The 16,233-nt window shown below is 54.4% G+C and carries 18 protein-coding genes; 5 read left to right on the top strand and 13 right to left on the bottom strand.

Going from position 1 to position 16,233, the window contains the following annotated elements:
• Positions 1-183 precede the first annotated feature (183 nt).
• Positions 184-1,089, top strand: a complete 906-nt coding sequence (locus tag E5C26_RS09660) for an ABC transporter substrate-binding protein (protein WP_135316100.1) — start codon at positions 184-186, stop codon at positions 1,087-1,089.
• On the opposite strand, the gene E5C26_RS09655 is transcribed toward E5C26_RS09660, so the two are convergent.
• Positions 1,086-1,463, bottom strand: a complete 378-nt coding sequence (locus E5C26_RS09655) for a winged helix-turn-helix transcriptional regulator (protein ID WP_135316099.1) — start codon at positions 1,461-1,463, stop codon at positions 1,086-1,088. The two genes, E5C26_RS09660 and E5C26_RS09655, sit on opposite strands and share 4 nt — an antisense overlap.
• Positions 1,464-1,562: 99 nt before the next feature.
• Between E5C26_RS09655 and E5C26_RS09650 the strand changes: the two genes are divergently transcribed.
• On the top strand, positions 1,563-2,309 hold the full coding sequence (locus E5C26_RS09650) for an SDR family oxidoreductase (RefSeq protein WP_135316098.1): 747 nt from the start codon (positions 1,563-1,565) through the stop codon (positions 2,307-2,309).
• A gap of 52 nt (positions 2,310-2,361) precedes the next feature.
• Here the strand turns inward: E5C26_RS09650 and E5C26_RS09645 are convergent, their stop codons facing one another.
• Complete coding sequence (locus E5C26_RS09645; protein WP_135316097.1) at positions 2,362-2,880, bottom strand: YybH family protein; 519 nt, start codon at positions 2,878-2,880, stop codon at positions 2,362-2,364.
• 155 nt (positions 2,881-3,035) lie between these two features.
• On the opposite strand from E5C26_RS09645, the gene E5C26_RS09640 reads away from it, so the two are divergent.
• Both E5C26_RS09640 and E5C26_RS09635 read left to right on the top strand, forming a co-directional pair.
• Positions 3,036-3,947 carry a LysR family transcriptional regulator gene (locus E5C26_RS09640; RefSeq protein WP_135316096.1) on the top strand — a complete coding sequence of 304 codons (912 nt, stop codon included), beginning with the start codon at positions 3,036-3,038 and terminating at the stop codon, positions 3,945-3,947.
• Between the two features lie 292 nt (positions 3,948-4,239).
• Positions 4,240-4,515 (top strand): hypothetical protein, encoded by a 276-nt coding sequence (locus E5C26_RS09635; protein ID WP_135316095.1) that lies wholly within the window; start codon positions 4,240-4,242, stop codon positions 4,513-4,515.
• A 54-nt stretch (positions 4,516-4,569) separates the two neighbouring features.
• On the opposite strand, the gene E5C26_RS09630 is transcribed toward E5C26_RS09635, so the two are convergent.
• Positions 4,570-5,874 (bottom strand): Nramp family divalent metal transporter, encoded by a 1,305-nt coding sequence (locus tag E5C26_RS09630; protein WP_135316094.1) that lies wholly within the window; start codon positions 5,872-5,874, stop codon positions 4,570-4,572.
• Between the two features lie 228 nt (positions 5,875-6,102).
• Here E5C26_RS09630 and mntR point away from each other — a divergent pair, with 228 nt between their 5' ends.
• Positions 6,103-6,573 (top strand): manganese-binding transcriptional regulator MntR, encoded by a 471-nt coding sequence (gene mntR, locus E5C26_RS09625; protein WP_135316093.1) that lies wholly within the window; start codon positions 6,103-6,105, stop codon positions 6,571-6,573.
• A 57-nt stretch (positions 6,574-6,630) separates the two neighbouring features.
• On the opposite strand, the gene ptsG is transcribed toward mntR, so the two are convergent.
• The 10 genes from ptsG to fabD all read right to left on the bottom strand — a co-directional run bounded on the left by ptsG (position 6,631) and on the right by fabD (position 16,233).
• On the bottom strand, positions 6,631-8,064 hold the full coding sequence (ptsG, locus tag E5C26_RS09620; protein ID WP_135316092.1) for a PTS glucose transporter subunit IIBC: 1,434 nt from the start codon (positions 8,062-8,064) through the stop codon (positions 6,631-6,633).
• Between the two features lie 339 nt (positions 8,065-8,403).
• On the bottom strand, positions 8,404-9,180 hold the full coding sequence (locus E5C26_RS09615; protein WP_012006337.1) for a metal-dependent hydrolase: 777 nt from the start codon (positions 9,178-9,180) through the stop codon (positions 8,404-8,406).
• A 14-nt stretch (positions 9,181-9,194) separates the two neighbouring features.
• A complete protein-coding gene (gene holB, locus E5C26_RS09610) occupies positions 9,195-10,202 on the bottom strand; it encodes a DNA polymerase III subunit delta' (protein ID WP_135316091.1) in 1,008 nt (335 codons plus the stop codon).
• Positions 10,202-10,840 carry a dTMP kinase gene (gene tmk, locus E5C26_RS09605; protein ID WP_135316090.1) on the bottom strand — a complete coding sequence of 213 codons (639 nt, stop codon included), beginning with the start codon at positions 10,838-10,840 and terminating at the stop codon, positions 10,202-10,204. The genes holB and tmk overlap by 1 nt, the downstream gene beginning before the upstream one ends.
• Complete coding sequence (gene mltG / locus E5C26_RS09600; protein WP_135316089.1) at positions 10,830-11,855, bottom strand: endolytic transglycosylase MltG; 1,026 nt, start codon at positions 11,853-11,855, stop codon at positions 10,830-10,832. Before mltG ends, tmk begins: the two co-directional genes overlap by 11 nt.
• Positions 11,856-11,868: 13 nt before the next feature.
• Positions 11,869-12,666, bottom strand: coding sequence for an aminodeoxychorismate lyase (gene pabC / locus E5C26_RS09595; protein WP_135316088.1), 798 nt, complete (start codon positions 12,664-12,666; stop codon positions 11,869-11,871).
• A 177-nt stretch (positions 12,667-12,843) separates the two neighbouring features.
• Complete coding sequence (gene fabF, locus E5C26_RS09590; protein ID WP_135316087.1) at positions 12,844-14,085, bottom strand: beta-ketoacyl-ACP synthase II; 1,242 nt, start codon at positions 14,083-14,085, stop codon at positions 12,844-12,846.
• An 81-nt stretch (positions 14,086-14,166) separates the two neighbouring features.
• On the bottom strand, positions 14,167-14,403 hold the full coding sequence (gene acpP / locus E5C26_RS09585) for an acyl carrier protein (protein WP_004719003.1): 237 nt from the start codon (positions 14,401-14,403) through the stop codon (positions 14,167-14,169).
• A gap of 154 nt (positions 14,404-14,557) precedes the next feature.
• Positions 14,558-15,292, bottom strand: coding sequence for a 3-oxoacyl-ACP reductase FabG (gene fabG / locus E5C26_RS09580; protein WP_012006331.1), 735 nt, complete (start codon positions 15,290-15,292; stop codon positions 14,558-14,560).
• Positions 15,293-15,303: 11 nt separating this feature from the next.
• Positions 15,304-16,233 (bottom strand): ACP S-malonyltransferase, encoded by a 930-nt coding sequence (fabD, locus tag E5C26_RS09575; protein ID WP_135316086.1) that lies wholly within the window; start codon positions 16,231-16,233, stop codon positions 15,304-15,306.

Below are 16,233 nucleotides of genomic sequence, written 5' to 3'. Positions count from 1 at the left end.
TGCGCACTTCCCGTGTCGAATGATGCAGAATCAGACAACCGGTCAGAGTAATCGTGCCGCTATCAGCGTTACCCAGCGGCATTCATCTGATTTTTTTCACTTTGGTTATTCACTATTGTTGCTTTACTTGCCTGTTGCCGCCGCCAATAGTAACCCTATGATTAAAAACGGATAGGTAACGACATGCGATGCAAAACTCTGGTACTGAGCGCGCTGCTGCTATGCGGCCATGTAGCGGCTGAAACCAAAAGCATTATTGACCTGCAGGCTAATCAGCAACATTTGCGTGCCGCGAAAAACCCAGCCGCGGTGGCACTGATCCCGGCTAATTACCCTTTTGCCATACCTGGCAAACTGACCGTCGCGGTGGCGTCTGAAAATTCCCCGCCACTGGCGCTGTTTGCCGAAGACAATAAAACGCTGATTGGCAGCGATCCGGATATTGCACAACTGGTTGCGGACAGCCTGGGGCTGGAGCTGAATCTGGTGCCTACTTCCTGGGAAGACTGGCCACTCGGGATCAGTTCGGGCAAGTACGATGCCGCCATTTTCAATATTGCCGTCACCAAGCTGCGCAAGACAAAGTTTGATTTCGCCACCTACCGCGTGGATACACTGGGTTTTTATGTGAAATCCACCAGCAAAATAACCTCAATCAACCGACCTGCAGACATTGCCGGGTTGCGGGTTATTGTCGGCTCGGGGACCAATCAGGAAAATATCCTGCTTGGCTGGGATAAACAGAACCGCGCCAACGGCCTGGCAGCGGTGCAACCGATTTATGTCACCGACGATGCAGCCGCCAACCTGAGCATTCAGTCTGGACGCACCGATGCATTTTTCGGCCCCCACTCTACTGGCGCCTACAAGGCGGCACTGACCGGCAAAACCAAAATGGTCGGGATTGGACCGAACGTGGCCTATGTGGCAGTGACCACCAAAAAAGATAACGGTCTGGTTGCGGCCATCAATGCCGCCATCAATGGGGTGATTGCCAGCGGCGAGTATGGCCAGGTGCTGGACCGTTGGGGCGAACAGGATGAGAAGGTCCCACGCTCAACCATCAACCCGCCGGGCATTGGCGACTAATTTTCTATCAACTGAGGGGCGTGCGTGCGCATCCAGTTGGCCAATGAGTCGAGCGTCGGGCGCAGCGTTTTGCCCAGCGGCGTAATCTGATATTCAACACGCGGCGGGACTTCAGGGAACACCTGTCGCGTGACCAGGCCGCGCTGTTCAAACTGCCGCAGTTGGCGTGTCAGCTCTTTCTGGGCGATCGGTGCCACGGCACGCTGCAGCTCGCTGAAACGCACCGGGCCATCGATCAGTATCAGCCGGTAGAGGATCGGAATAGCCCACTTCCCGGCGACCAGATTAACAAACCCCACCATCGGGCAAGGTTCCCCTGCTGCCGGCAACGCCGCTAAATTTTTTTCCGCTGTCGAACGCCCTGTATCGGTCATTTCATCCCACCTTGTCCTTTAGTATCCAAAAGGTGCCTACTATGCAAAAGGTACTATAGCGCAAATAATGCCGAGATCGACAACAATGGGGGGTGGGTTATGTCACGACTTAAAGGCAAATATGCATTGATTACCGGTGGCACCAGCGGCATAGGTTTGGAAACTGCGCGTCAATTTATTGCCGAAGGCGCCAGCGTGGCGATCACCGGGCGCAGCCAAAGCGCCCTTGACGCAGCGGGTGAAGCTCTGGGCAAGGTGTTGCTGTTGCACAGCGATGCCGGGGATATTGCTGGGCAGCGCGTGTTAGCCCAACAGCTGGCCAGCCATTGGCCACGTCTCGACGTGCTGTACATCAACGCTGGCGACGTCACTCATCACCCGTTGCAGGAATGGGATGAGCAGAGCTATCAGCGGTTGATGGATATCAATCTCAAGGGGCCGTTCTTTCTCATCCAGGCGCTACTACCGCAGTTGGCCAATCCGGCGTCGATTATTTTGTGTGGCTCGGTCAGCGCACATATTGGTCTGCCATTAAGCAACGTTTACGCCGCCAGCAAAGCCGGCCTGCTTTCGCTGGCCAGAACGCTGTCCGGTGAGTTGCATCCACGCGGTATCCGGGTTAACGGCCTCAGCCCCGGCCCGACAGCAACCCCGGCGCTGGGCAAGCTCGGGTTGAAGGATGCCGATGAGCAAACGTTACGCGATGAGATCCGCGCGCTGGTACCGATTGGCCGCATGGGCACGGCGCTGGAATTGGCCAAGGCGGCGGTGTTTTTGGCGTCTGACGAGTCCGCCTTTATGGTCGGCAGTGAGTTGTTGATCGACGGTGGCGTAAGAAACCTTTAGTCGCTTCAGGCCATAAATAAAGACCGCAAAGCGGTCTTTATTTAATAATCAATCAGCCTACTCCCTGAATGGGGTTAGTATTAAAGGTGTAAACGACAATATTCCAGCGCCCCTGCTGTTTTTCCAAAACAAAGACCTCCCGATTTAAATCAATTAACGTAGCGCCATCGCTAATTCGGCTTACCGTCGCCCCGCGATGATGGTGAGTGCGCACATAGGCCATATTGCCATTGACGCTAACGCTGTCATAAGCAAATTCCGTTTCAAACTTTTCTTTCTTAAATAAATCGTCATATTGTTGTCGACGTTTTTCGCTGGTGTCCGCCGTTGGTTTATCATTCCATTGCGAATAACTCTCTTTGGCGAACAGCGACAAGATAGTCTTGGTATCGCCCGCATTAAGTGCAGTCTGGTAGCGATTTATCGTATCGTAAACCGCTTTTTGTTCCGCTGCTACGCTAGCGTCAGCAGAAACCTTATAACGTTGAGGCGCTGAATCATTTTCAGCCGCGTAGGTTTGAGTGAATAAAACAGGCCCCGCCAGCAATAAAGCAGCGATTAATTTTTTCATGATATTTCCTTAACGGATTTATTTAACTGCGCAAAAATCAAGTCATCATTAAACGATAGATAACGAAAAAATAATTTACCCAATTCCCACCTTGATTGACAGCCGACAGATTTAAAAATATTATTTTAAAAACTTAAATAATGGATGTGGCCAAGATGAATGAATTGCACGCCCTGCGCGTTTTCTGTCAGGTAGTGGAAATGGACGGGTTCAGTCAGGCTGCAACCAAACTTGGATTATCCCCCGCCAGCATCACTTACAGCATTAACCAGCTTGAGAAACAATTTCAGCAACCCCTGTTTAAACGCTCAACCCGTCGTTTTTCGCTGACTGGAGCCGGCGAGCGCTGCTACCGTTCGGCGCAGGAGATATTGCAGCAGTTTGATCGGTTGAAAAACGACATGTCCGGAGAGTTTGAACAGCCTCGTGGCCCCTTGCGCGTTGAGATCGCCTCGATGCTCAGCAGTATGCATATCGCCCCGGCACTGCCGGCATTCCTGGCGCAATATCCAGAAATACAGCTCAGCGTTTCGGTGAACGATCGACTGGTAAATCCTGTGGAGGACCGTGCAGACGTGTTTATTCGAATCGGTGCCAACGACGTGCCAGATATGGTCAGCCTCAAACTATTCCAACCCCGCTACCTGTGCTGCGGTTCAAGTGTTTACTTTGAACGTTATGGCCGACCGAAGACCCCGGAGCAGCTGCAAGAACACGTGCGGCTTGGCTTTATACGCTCAGGCGAGATAATGGCGGACTCGTGGCAATTTATGCGTAATGAGCAAGTCTACCAATTGGCACCCAGCCCGCTGCTGAGCTTTAATCATTCGCAGTCTTTGTGCGAAGTGGCAAAAAACCATCTTGGACTGGTTTACTTGCTCGATTGCACCTTGGAAAGTTACCTTCGCGCAGGCGCGCTAGAACCGGTACTGCAGGAATGGGCGCCTGTCGGGCCACCGGTCAATATTCTTTACCCAAGGCTGCGCGATCGCAGCCATAAAATACGCGTATTCGTCGATTTCATCAGCGCGCTTTTTGCCGAAAAACAAAAAAACAGAACGACCTGATGTTGTTCAGGGCACATCAATAAGACCGGGCTTTCTCACATTGCCAGCATGCAAATCATTTCGCATGAAACAGTCTTACATACTCGCTTAGAGATTAACGATTCCGTTTACATCAACATCACCGCAGCCACAGCCCCTCAGACCTAGACTGTATATACAGGGCGTATTGTGGATCCCTTATCGCCAGCCTGAATCCGACTGACCCTAGCTATCCCTCCCCCTCGTTGTATTTTCCTAATAACGCCATGCCTCCCCCAACCGGGTGCCATGGGCATAAGTGGAGATTAAGACGATGAGAGTAAAAAACCTGATTAATATTGCGTTGCTGCTGATCCCTTTGGCTTTGGGCGGCATCGCTCAGGCCAACGATCAGACCATCCCCTGGGGGGAAAACACCGGCGGCGTGGAATCCAATCACATTGCTGCCGTCGGCCAGAATCTGAATGCTACCCATCAGAAAGTGACCAAGACGCAGGAAGGCGTGTGGGCGGCAAATACCGGCAGTATTTCCGCCGACGAGAAAGCCCTGACCGATAGCCAGAACCCAGCGCCGAAAACGACGCCTTAACGGAAGTGATAGTGAAGCGACCAGCCGTGACAGCCAGGCTGCACGGCTTGTCGGTCAGGCCAGACCGGGGATGGCAACGCCGAAGGTCTGCAGCAGTAATACCATGTTAAGCAAAAGAATAATCACCGTACCTATGACTGACACCAGGCTGGTCAGGCGGCTATTGACAAATTCGCCCATAATGTCGCGACGGCGGGTGAACATCACCAGAGCAATCATGGGTGCCGGCAGCGCCAGGCTCAGTACCACCTGGCTGTAAACCAGTGCATCGGTGGCATTCACCCCTAACGCAACCACGATGAACGCCGGGATCATGGTCACCATGCGGCGTACCCATACAGGAATGCGGAAACCGACAAATCCCTGCATGATCATCTGGCCCGCCATGGTGCCCACCACCGAGCTGGAAATGCCGGAGGCAATCAACGACATCAGGAAGATCCCTGCCGCGGCAGCACCAAACAGTGGCGTCAGCGTATGGTAAGCGGTGCCAATCTCCGCCACGTCGCTATTACCGGCATGAAAGGCGCTGGAAGCCATTATCACCATGGCGATATTCACCAGTCCGGCAATAGACAGCGCTATCACCACCTCAATGTTGGAAAAGCGCAGCAGTTTACGGCGTTCGCCGCTGTCACTGGCCGGCGCACGGTGCTGGGTCAGGCCCGAGTGAAGGAAGATGGCATGTGGCATCACGGTGGCACCAATGATACCGACGGCAATGGTCAACGCCTGTGCATCCGGCAATTGCGGGGTAACCATGCCAATACCGGCTGCCGCCCAATCGACTGGCACGATAAACATCTCGACCAGATAACACAGGGCAATCACCGCGACCAAGCCGCCGATCATCAGTTCTACCGGGCGGAAGCCTTTCTTCTCCACCATCAGCAAGGCATAGGTGATCACCGCCGTCACTCCCATTCCCGGCAGCAGCGGCATATGGAACAGTAACGCCAGCGCTATCGCACCGCCGAGAAACTCGGCCAGATCGGTAGCCATTGCCGCCACCTCACTGAGCAACCACATGCCAATGACCACCGGACGAGAAAATTGATCGCGGCACATCTCCGCCAAATTGCGGTTGGTAACGATACCCAGCTTGGCCGACAGCGCCTGAAACAGCATGGCGATCAGGTTAGCCATCACCACCACCCACAACAGGCTGTAGCCGTATTTCGAACCGGCCTGAATATTGGTGGCGAAATTACCCGGGTCCATATAAGCAATGGAGGCAATCACGGCAGGGCCGGCGAACAGTAGCGGCGTGAATGCACCACGCTTGCGCCCGGCAAGTGCGTTACCAATTGCCGTATTGGTTCGTTCGGTTAACGATGTGCTGGTTGCCGCATCACGCATGTTTACCCTCAATCTTTTTCTGGTTATTTTTCACCCAACACTCACAGCAATGTAGCATCGGCTACACTTTATGCAAAATGGAAGATTCACTGCCTTTGTGTACAAATATTTCTTATTGTCATCGAATACGCCAGCCGAATTGATAATGCGTCGCCTTTGGACTAACGTATGGCGGAACTGCATTAACCTGCAACTTACTGGTTTATCGTTTAAAGGACGTCTCAGACTATGGCAACAAGCGCACCAGACGACGCAGAACGCCCCGTGGTGGCTGAAATGCCGGACGAGGCTGAACATGCCCTGCGCTTCACCCGCGCTCGTGAGGCGCAATCCAATGCGCTGATAGAGGATTATGTTGAGCTGATTGCCGACCTGCTGGTCACCACTCGCGAAGCCAGAACCACGGATATCGCCAAACGCTTCGGCGTTTCGCACCCGACTGCGATCAAGAACATCGCCCGGCTTAAAAGCGCCGGCTTGGTAGAGTCACGCCCTTACCGGGGAGTTTTTCTGACCGAAGAAGGTGAACAACTGGCGCAGAAGGTACGGCGTCGCCACCGGATTGTGGTCGATCTGCTGGTGTGCCTTGGTGTATCGAATGAAACGGCAGAGCTGGACAGCGAAGGGATTGAACATCACATTTCTAACGACACCCTGGCGGTGTTTGAACAGTATCTGCAAAAGCACGCAGTAAAATAAATTCTCGCCAATAAAAAAGGGAGGCTTTCGCCTCCCTTGAAACTCCCCCTACCTGAATTAATGATTACGGATGTATTCGTCCATATCCGTTTTCAGGTTGTCAGATTTGGTACCAAAGATAGCCTGAACGCCCGAGCCTGCGACAACGACGCCGGCAGCACCCAGTTTTTTCAGGCCAGCCTGGTCAACCTTGCTCACGTCCGCCACGCTAACGCGCAGACGGGTGATACAGGCATCCAGGTTGGTGATGTTATCTTTACCGCCAAAGGCCTGTACCAGCGCCGCAGACATTTCAGAACCGCCCTGTGCAACTTGCTCAGAAACAGTGTCTTCACGCCCTGGGGTTTTCAGATCCAGCTTGGCAATCAACACGCGGAAGATGGTGTAGTACACCAGACCGTAGATGATACCGACGATTGGGAACAGCCAGATTTTGCTGCTGTTGCCGCTCAGGACGATAAAGTCGATCAGACCGTGTGAGAAGCTGGTGCCGTCACGCATCCCCAACAGGATACAGATCGGGAACGCCAGGCCAGCCAGGATGGCATGGATTGCGTACAGGATCGGCGCAACGAACATGAAGGAGAACTCGATCGGCTCGGTGATACCGGTCAGGAACGAGGTCAGCGCAGCGGAGATCATGATACCGCCGACTTTAGCGCGGTTTTCCGGCTTGGCTGAGTGCCAGATGGCAATCGCAGCAGCAGGCAGACCGTACATTTTGAACAGGAAGCCACCGGACAGTTTACCCGCAGTTGGGTCACCCGCCATATAACGTGGAATATCGCCGTGGAACACCTGACCCGCTGCGTTGGTGTATTCACCGATCTGCATTTGGAACGGCACGTTCCAGATATGGTGCAGACCGAACGGCACCAGCGCACGTTCAACCACGCCATAAATACCAAACGCCACTACCGGGTTCTGATAAGCCGCCCACTGGGAGAAGGTCTGGATAGCCGTACCGATTGGAGGCCAGATAAAGGACAGCACTACGCCCAGAACGATTGCCGCCAGGCCGGAGATAATCGGCACAAAACGCTTACCGGCAAAGAAGCCCAGGTATTCCGGCAACTGAATGCGGAAGAAGCGGTTAAACATATAGGCAGCGATGGAGCCGGAGATAATCCCCCCAAGCACACCGGTATCCGCCAGGTGTTTAGCCGCAATTTCTTCGGCCGGCAGGTGCAGCACCAGCGGTGCAACCACCGCCATGGTTTTCACCATGATGCCGTAAGCCACTACCGCGGCTAACGCGGAGACACCGTCGTTATTGGTGAAGCCCAGGGCAACACCGATGGCAAAAATCAGCGGCATATTGGCGAAAACGGAACCGCCGGCTTCCGCCATCACGTGTGAGACTACCGCGGGTAGCCAGCTAAAGTTGGCGGAACCGACGCCCAGCAGGATACCTGCGATAGGCAATACGGATACCGGCAGCATTAGCGACTTACCTACTTTTTGCAGGTTTGCAAATGCGTTCTTGAACATAGTTGAGTGTGCTCCTGAGTAATAGTGCTTTGCTACTTTTCGCGATTCTTCGCGTTGCAAGGGGGGGAGAAAAAACCCCTGCAATTCAGGGTGTCTGAGCACCCCTTGAATTATTACGCAGAGTAAAATAAATAGGCTGCGCAATGTTTGATGACAGTCACGTTTCGATGAACAAAACCGGGTATTTTTCTTATATCGCCTATTTTTTGTTAAAAATGAGCAAAAAACGCCCGCACCTCGCCCGAAAAACGGGTGGGAACATTACCCGTTTCGGCGATTAATTACGAGCTTAAAAAGAATTCAGATTTCGTTAACCACAGCTATAGCCTAGGCCAAAGATTAGAGTTCGATGTGAAATAAGCGTGAAAAGTTGGCGGTGGTGGCTTCGGCCAGCGTTTCCAGGCTCACGCCCTTCAATACCGCCATGTATTCAGCCACATCGCGCACATAGGCAGGTTGGTTTTCTTTGCCGCGATGCGGCACCGGGGCCAGGTACGGCGAGTCGGTTTCCACCAGAATACGATCCAGCGGCACATAGCGCGCCACTTCGCGCAATTGCTCTGCATTGCGGAAGGTCAGGATACCGGAGAACGAAATGTAGAATCCCAGATCCAGCAACGCCTCTGCGGTAGCGCAATCTTCGGTGAAGCAGTGCAGCACACCGCCACAGTCCTGGGCATTTTCTTCACGCAGAATAGCCAGTGTGTCTTCCCGTGCATCGCGGGTATGCACGATCACCGGCTTGTTCAGGTCGCGGCCGATACGAATGTGTTCACGGAACGACGCTTGCTGCAGCTCAAGATTGTCTTTCTGATAGAAGTAGTCCAGCCCGGTTTCACCCAGTGCCACCACCTGCTCTGCTGCTGCCAATCGGCGCAGCTCAGCGTAGTCGTAGCCGCCCTCCAGATTGAGCGGATGCACCCCGCAGGAGAAGGCCACGTCATCGCGTTGGCCAATCAATTGCGTCATCGCCTGATAGCCCGGCAAGGTGGTGGCAACCGCCAGCACGTAACCGACATCACGCGCCTTGGCCTTCGCCAAAGCATCATCCACATTTTGATGCAGCGTTTGGTAATCCAGGCCGTCAAGGTGACAATGAGAATCTACTAACAACATAATATTTAACTCTTTTACAGCGAATGAGGGTGAGAATAGCCGGTAGCGCCGAGCAATTGCTCCCAGCCAAGTAACTGTTCGGTCAGCAGCAGCTCGCGGTTAACGCCAACGACGCTAAGCAACTGATGGCGACAATGCAGCCATTGCTGCACGGCTTGCTGCAGCGACGTGCTGCTCAGACGGCTGGCCAACTGATGCACCAGCGGCTGCTGATCCTGGTTCAGTACAAAGCTGGCGGCGCCCTGCTGCCATTTCATGGCGTCCATCAACAACGAACATAGCCAGTGTAGCCGCTCAGCGACGTCTTCGTGATTCAATACCGGCAGCAGCGATAACATGTCGTGCTGCGGCAAAGCGGCACTCAGGGCCGCGCACAGCGCGCTACGCTGTTGCCAGGGTCCCGGCTGGAGCAATTGCTCTGCGGCCAACGGCGCGCCGTCATGCAGGCGCAAGGCGGTCAGGAGATCGATCTGATTACCCGGCGTCTGCCGATTCAGCCATTGCAGACTGAGCTGTTCGTCCGGGCTGGCGAGATGCCAGTACAAACAACGGCTGCGCAACGTCGCCAGCAGGCGTGAAGGCTCACGACAGCTCAGCAGGAAATAGGTTTTTTCCGGCGGCTCTTCCAGCGTTTTCAACAGGGCATTGGCGGCCGCCTCGGTCAGCAACTCCGCCTGTGGTAGCCAAATCACCTTGGCACCGCCCTGCTGCGCATGAGAGTAAAGGATCTCAATCAGTTGGCGGATAGGCTCCACCCCCAGGCTGCTTTTGCCTTTTTCCGGCGTCAGCACGTGATAATCCGGGTGATTTCCCGCCAACATCAACCGGCAGCTATGGCATTCACCGCAGCTTTTCTCGCCGTTGCGACGTTGGCAAATCAGCCAACGGCTCAGACCATAGGCCAGCGCATCCTCGCCATGGCCCGCAGCGGCATGCAATAACAGTGCGTGATGACCGCGCCCGGTAGCATATTGCCCGACCAACTGCCGGTAAGGGGTATTCAGCCACGGGTACCAGTTCATTACGCGCCTTCCTGCTGCTGTAACCATTGGCTGACGCAACGACGGATCGCCGCCATCACCTGCTCCAGCGATTGGGAAGCATCTATGGTGATGATGGACGTATCTTGCGCCGCCAACTCCAGATAACGCGCGCGGGTACGCTCAAAGAATGGCAGGGCTTCCTGTTCGATACGATCCAGTTCGCCGCGCGCGCGAGCACGCTGCAGGCCAACTTTCGGCGGTAAGTCCAGGTAAAGTGTCAGGTCCGGACGAAACTCCCCCAGCACCGTATCACGCAACGAAGCCATCAATTGCTGATCCACACCCCGGCCACCGCCCTGGTAGGCTTGAGAAGACAGATCGTGACGATCGCCCACCACCCAGGCACCGCGCGCCAATGCCGGTTTGATCACCGTTTCCACCAACTGTACACGAGCCGCATACAGCATCAGTACCTCGGCCTTGATGGTCGGCAGTTCGCCATCCACGCCACGTTTGAACAGGTCGCGCAGTTTTTCCGCCAGCGGTGTGCCACCCGGTTCACGGGTGAAGGCAATCTCGTTGATGCCGTGCTCGCGTAGTACGTCAACAACGGTATCACGCGCAGTCGTTTTGCCCGCACCTTCCAGCCCTTCGATAACCACGAATTTACTTTTCATTCTTTTCCTTTAACGCCTGACGATAAGCGCGCACCGCCTGATTATGGCTGGCCAGGTTAGTAGTAAACTGATGCCCGCCCTTACCATCGGCAACAAAGTACAAATAAGGCGTCTTCGCCGGATTGGCTGCGGCTTCCAGCGAGGCCTGGCCCGGCATGGCAATCGGCGTTGGCGGCAGACCATTAATCACGTAGGTGTTGTACGGCGTCGGCGTTTCCAAATCCTTGCGGGTAATGTTGCCATTATAAGCCTCACCCATGCCGTAGATCACCGTCGGGTCGGTCTGCAAACGCATGCCAATACGCAGGCGATTAATGAATACCGAGGCCACTTTGGTACGTTCTTCCGGCACCGCAGTCTCTTTCTCAATGATCGAAGCCATGGTCAGCATGTCTCCCGGCGTCTTGTACGGCAGGTTGTCCTCACGGCCCTGCCAGGCGGTCTGCAACGCTTTAATCATTCGCAGATGGGCACGTTTCAACAGCGCCATATCGCTCATGCCTGCGGTGTACAGATAGGTATCCGGGTACAGGCGCCCCTCCGGGCTGGTGCCTTCTGGCAGGCCCAGCGCCTCGGCGATTTCCGCTTCGCTTTTACCGGCCAACGTATGTTTAAGGTATTTTGACTGTTGCAGCACCGTCAGCCAGTCACGCAGGCGGGAACCTTCAATAAAGCGCGCACTGAACTGGGCCTCTTTGCCGCTGGCCAACAGTTGAAGCATTTGGCGTACCGTCATGCCCGGCGTGAAGCGATAGGTTCCGGCCTTAAACTCCGCCAGTTGTGGCTCCAGGCGCAGCAACCATGGGAACCACTTGCCATTGCGTATCAGCTTATCGCGTACCAACAGCCCTTCCAGTGCCACCCGTCCGGTACCCGCCGGTAGTTTGAAAATAGCCTCCTGCTGGATCGCCAATGGCATATCCGCAAAGCGTTCAACCTTCTGGTAACCCCAAAACAGCAGGCCCAATACCAGAACAACAATAATAGAAACGAACTTCAGCTTTCTTTTCTTCATCAATCAGCCATCGTTAACAGTGTGGGCGCAAAAAATCATAAAGTTGGCGCGAAGGGTAACACCATGATTGCGCAGTATTGACCGGCAGCAACGGCATTAACGCATTGCTCACCAGCACCTCTTCAGCATCGGCCAGCGTCTCCAGCGGTTCGCTGACGCAATGCAGCGAGTATTCACTGCCCGCCAGCAGCTCAATAACCCGGCGACGCATCAGCCCAGCCACGCCTGCCTGGCTCAAATCTGGCGTAAATACTGCTTTTCCCTTACGCCAGAACAAATTAGCCGCACAGCATTCCACCAGCATACCGGCAGTGTCAAGCACCAGCGCCTCGTCGGCGGTTGTCTGGTCAAGATGCGTGCGGATCAACACCTGCTCCAAACGATTCAAATGCTTCAACCCAGCCAACAGGGGATTGCGCCCCAGCGCTACCGGGCTGAGCGTCAGGCTTATGCCCTGCTCTCGCCATGGCAAATAATGCATGGGATAGGTGCTACGAGAGACTATCCGTGTGGGGGCCTCACACCCTTGCGGGCTGTACCCCCTGCCACCACTGCCGCGTGTCAGTATCGTTTTGACCACGCCCAGCGGGATAGATTCTGCCGCGCGCACCATTTCAGCTTCCAAAGCGTTCCAGTCGCAGGACGGCAACATCAGCCGTTGCGCTGCCAACTGTAGCCGCTCGATATGCCAGGGCAACAGGTCTATTTTCCCGTCAATAACCCGGGCAGTAGTGAAACAGCCGTCACCAAACTGCAAGCCGCGATCGCTTGGCGCTAGCGCATCGTGCTGATGCCCATTAATCCAGTACATAGACTCCCCCTGACCGCTTTGGTATCGCTACAGAATAACAGGCGCAGGTACCATTAGCAGCAGCTTGCCGTTTGGCCACAGCACCGGCAAGCAGAGCTTTCCGAGTCGCGGGTCAGCGCCATAAAAAAAGCCCGGTTCAAAAAAACCGGGCTTTTTTACCGTCTGCCAACAGAGGCATTACACCTTGCGGAAGATCAGTGAACCATTAGTGCCGCCGAAGCCGAAGGAGTTACACAGCGTGTACTGCATATCACTCACCTGGCGAGCTTCGTGTGGAACAAAGTCCAAATCGCAACCTTCATCCGGATTATCCAGATTGATGGTGGGTGGCACGGCCTGGTCACGCAAGGCCAGTACGGTGAAGATCGACTCAATCGCGCCTGCGGCACCCAACAGGTGGCCGGTCATCGATTTGGTCGAACTGACCAATACGCGCTGCGCATCGCTGCCAAATACCGACTTCACTGCCTGCGTTTCGGCTTTGTCACCGGCTGGCGTTGAAGTGCCATGCGCGTTGATATAACCGATTTGTGACGTGGTCACACCGGCATCAAGCAATGCATTTTCCATTGCCAGCGCTGCGCCCGCCCCATTCTCTGGAGGTGACGTCATGTGATAAGCATCGCTGCTCATCCCAAAGCCGACGACTTCAGCATAAATCTTGGCACCGCGTTTTTTGGCGTGTTCGTACTCTTCCAGCACCATCATGCCGGCTCCGTCACCCAGAACAAAACCGTCACGGTCTTTGTCCCATGGGCGGCTGGCCGCTTGAGGATCTTCGTTGCGGGTCGACAACGCGCGTGCTGCGCCGAAGCCGCCGACACCCAACGGGGTACTGGCTTTCTCTGCCCCACCGGCCAGCATGACGTCGGCATCATTGTAAGCAATGATACGCGCGGCATGGCCGATGTTGTGCACACCTGAAGTACAGGCAGTGGCGATTGAAATGCTCGGGCCACGCATGCCGTACATGATAGTCAGGTGGCCTGCAATCATGTTAACAATGGTTGACGGCACAAAGAACGGACTGATTTTCCGTGGGCCACCGTGAACCAGTGAACTGTGGTTCTCTTCAATCAAACCCAGGCCGCCGATACCGGAGCCGATAGCGGCACCAATGCGGTTGGCGTTAGCCTCGGTGATATCCAGCCCAGCATCCTGCATGGCTTGCATGCCGGCAGCAATACCGTACTGAATGAAGGCGTCCATCTTGCGCGCATCTTTGCGGGAGATGAAATCTTCAACGTTAAAATTCTTTACCAAGCCAGCAAAACGCGTTGCATAGGCAGTAGTATCGAAATGGTCGATCAGGCTGATGCCACTCTGACCGGCAAGAAGAGCGTTCCATGTGGACTCTACCGTATTGCCGACAGGAGACAACATGCCCAGTCCGGTCACAACTACTCGACGCTTAGACACGTTTGTCCTCCAAGGAGGGAAAATATAACACTAGGGATAGAAAAAACTTAGGCGGTCGAGTGACCGCCTAGATATGTTCTCTTACTGCTGGCTGGCGTTGATGAAATCAATAGCTGCCTGAACAGTAGTGATTTTCTCAGCTTCTTCGTCTGGAATCTCTGTGTCGAACTCTTCTTCCAGAGCCATTACCAGCTCAACGGTGTCAAGAGAATCAGCACCCAGATCTTCAACGAAAGAAGCGTTATTTAAAACTTCTTCCTGTTTAACACCCAATTGCTCAACAATGATTTTCTTAACGCGTTCTTCGATAGTGCTCATACTCTTAAATTTCCTATCAAAACTCGCTTTCGCGATGGTTTTCGTAGTGTATAAAATGTTGAAAAAGATGCAACTAAATCCCGGCTGGTCAAACCACGATTTTACGCTATTCTGCGGTTTTTACCCCAAATAACGCAAATAGTTTTCGCATTTTTTAAATCATGTACATGCCGCCATTGACATGTAACGTTTCACCGGTGATGTAGCCAGCCTCATCAGAGGCTAAAAATGCAACAGCGCTGGCGATTTCTTTAGCATCCCCCAGCCGATTGGCTGGAACTGATGACAAAATGCCTGCACGCTGATCATCTGTCAACGCCCGTGTCATGTCCGTCTCAATAAAGCCAGGTGCCACGACGTTGACCGTAATGCCACGCGAAGCAACTTCACGTGCCAAAGACTTACTAAAACCAATCAAACCGGCTTTAGCCGCCGCGTAATTAGCCTGCCCTGCGTTCCCCATGGTACCAACTACGGAACCGATGGTGATGATACGGCCAAACCGCTTTTTCATCATAGCTCGCATTACCGCTTTTGACAGACGGAATACGGAAGTCAGATTGGTGTTCAGGATATCCTGCCACTCGTCGTCCTTCATACGCATCAGGAGGTTATCACGCGTAATACCGGCATTATTCACTAAAATGTCGATTTCGCCAAATTCAGCACGAATAGATGCCAGAACGCTGTCGATAGATTGAGCATCGACCACATTCAACGCAAACCCTTTGCCGCTTGCACCCAGGTAGCTGCTGATAGCCTCAGCGCCGCTTTCACTGGTGGCGGTGCCGATCACTTTGGCGCCACGTGCCACAAACGTTTCTGCAATAGCCCGGCCAATACCCCGGCTCGCGCCGGTGACCAGAACAACTTTACCTTCGAAGCTCATTGTTTTCCTCTTTATTGTTCAAGCGCCGCTGTCAGGCTGGCTGCGTCATTAACCGCCGCCGCCGTCAGGGTGTCAACAATACGTTTAGTCAGACCGGTCAGAACTTTACCCGGACCAACCTCTAGCAGCAAGGTAACGCCCTGTGCTGCCATAAACTCTACGCTTTCGGTCCAACGCACCGGGCTGTACAACTGGCGCACCAGTGCACTGCGGATCGCTTCTGGATCGGTTTCGGTGCGCACGTCGACGTTATTCACCACCGGTACCTGCGGAGCATTGAAGGTAATCTCCTGCAACGCCACCGCCAGCTTGTCTGCAGCCGGTTTCATCAGTGCGCAGTGCGAAGGCACGCTCACCGGCAACGGTAACGCACGCTTGGCGCCAGCGGCTTTACAGGCCGCACCTGCACGTTCAACCGCTTCTTTGTTACCGGCAATAACCACCTGGCCCGGTGAATTGAAGTTCACCGGTGAAACAACCTGCCCCTGGGCAGACTCTTCACAGGCCTTGGCGATAGCTGCGTTGTCCAGGCCAATAATGGCGGACATCGCGCCAGTGCCTTCCGGCACCGCTTCCTGCATCAGTTTGCCGCGCAGCTCAACCAGACGGATTGCCGCCTGGAAATCCAGCACGCCCGCGCACACCAATGCCGAGTATTCACCCAGGCTATGGCCAGCCATGATGGCAGGCATTTTACCGCCCTGCTGCTGCCAGACGCGGAAAATCGCTACGGAAGCGGCCAGCAATGCCGGTTGCGTCTGCCAGGTTTTGTTCAGTTCTTCCGCCGGCCCTTGCTGAACCAGTTGCCACAGGTCGTAACCCAGGACGGAAGAGGCTTCGCTGAAAGTCGCTTCAACGATCGGATATTGGGTGGCCAAATCGGCCAGCATGCCCAGAGTCTGTGACCCCTGGCCTGGAAAAACAAAAGCAAATTGCGTCAT

It is taken from the genome of Serratia proteamaculans (assembly GCF_004684015.1).
In the GTDB taxonomy this organism is placed as follows: Bacteria; Pseudomonadota; Gammaproteobacteria; order Enterobacterales; family Enterobacteriaceae; genus Serratia; species Serratia proteamaculans_F.
Note: the sequence above shows the minus strand (reverse complement) of the source record. Positions and strands in the feature narration are given on the sequence as shown.

What these genes read in the sequence shown, in the direction of transcription:
- E5C26_RS09660 (WP_135316100.1), top strand. Translation starts at nt 184, where the DNA reads ATGCGATGCAAAACTCTGGTACTGAGCGCGCTGCTGCTATGCGGCCAT.
- E5C26_RS09655 (WP_135316099.1), bottom strand. Translation starts at nt 1,463, where the DNA reads ATGACCGATACAGGGCGTTCGACAGCGGAAAAAAATTTAGCGGCGTTG.
- E5C26_RS09650 (WP_135316098.1), top strand. Translation starts at nt 1,563, where the DNA reads ATGTCACGACTTAAAGGCAAATATGCATTGATTACCGGTGGCACCAGC.
- E5C26_RS09645 (WP_135316097.1), bottom strand. Translation starts at nt 2,880, where the DNA reads ATGAAAAAATTAATCGCTGCTTTATTGCTGGCGGGGCCTGTTTTATTC.
- E5C26_RS09640 (WP_135316096.1), top strand. Translation starts at nt 3,036, where the DNA reads ATGAATGAATTGCACGCCCTGCGCGTTTTCTGTCAGGTAGTGGAAATG.
- E5C26_RS09635 (WP_135316095.1), top strand. Translation starts at nt 4,240, where the DNA reads ATGAGAGTAAAAAACCTGATTAATATTGCGTTGCTGCTGATCCCTTTG.
- E5C26_RS09630 (WP_135316094.1), bottom strand. Translation starts at nt 5,874, where the DNA reads ATGCGTGATGCGGCAACCAGCACATCGTTAACCGAACGAACCAATACG.
- mntR (WP_135316093.1), top strand. Translation starts at nt 6,103, where the DNA reads ATGGCAACAAGCGCACCAGACGACGCAGAACGCCCCGTGGTGGCTGAA.
- ptsG (WP_135316092.1), bottom strand. Translation starts at nt 8,064, where the DNA reads ATGTTCAAGAACGCATTTGCAAACCTGCAAAAAGTAGGTAAGTCGCTA.
- E5C26_RS09615 (WP_012006337.1), bottom strand. Translation starts at nt 9,180, where the DNA reads ATGTTGTTAGTAGATTCTCATTGTCACCTTGACGGCCTGGATTACCAA.
- holB (WP_135316091.1), bottom strand. Translation starts at nt 10,202, where the DNA reads ATGAACTGGTACCCGTGGCTGAATACCCCTTACCGGCAGTTGGTCGGG.
- tmk (WP_135316090.1), bottom strand. Translation starts at nt 10,840, where the DNA reads ATGAAAAGTAAATTCGTGGTTATCGAAGGGCTGGAAGGTGCGGGCAAA.
- mltG (WP_135316089.1), bottom strand. Translation starts at nt 11,855, where the DNA reads ATGAAGAAAAGAAAGCTGAAGTTCGTTTCTATTATTGTTGTTCTGGTA.
- pabC (WP_135316088.1), bottom strand. Translation starts at nt 12,666, where the DNA reads ATGTACTGGATTAATGGGCATCAGCACGATGCGCTAGCGCCAAGCGAT.
- acpP (WP_004719003.1), bottom strand. Translation starts at nt 14,403, where the DNA reads ATGAGCACTATCGAAGAACGCGTTAAGAAAATCATTGTTGAGCAATTG.
- fabG (WP_012006331.1), bottom strand. Translation starts at nt 15,292, where the DNA reads ATGAGCTTCGAAGGTAAAGTTGTTCTGGTCACCGGCGCGAGCCGGGGT.
- fabD (WP_135316086.1), bottom strand. Translation starts at nt 16,233, where the DNA reads ATGACGCAATTTGCTTTTGTTTTTCCAGGCCAGGGGTCACAGACTCTG.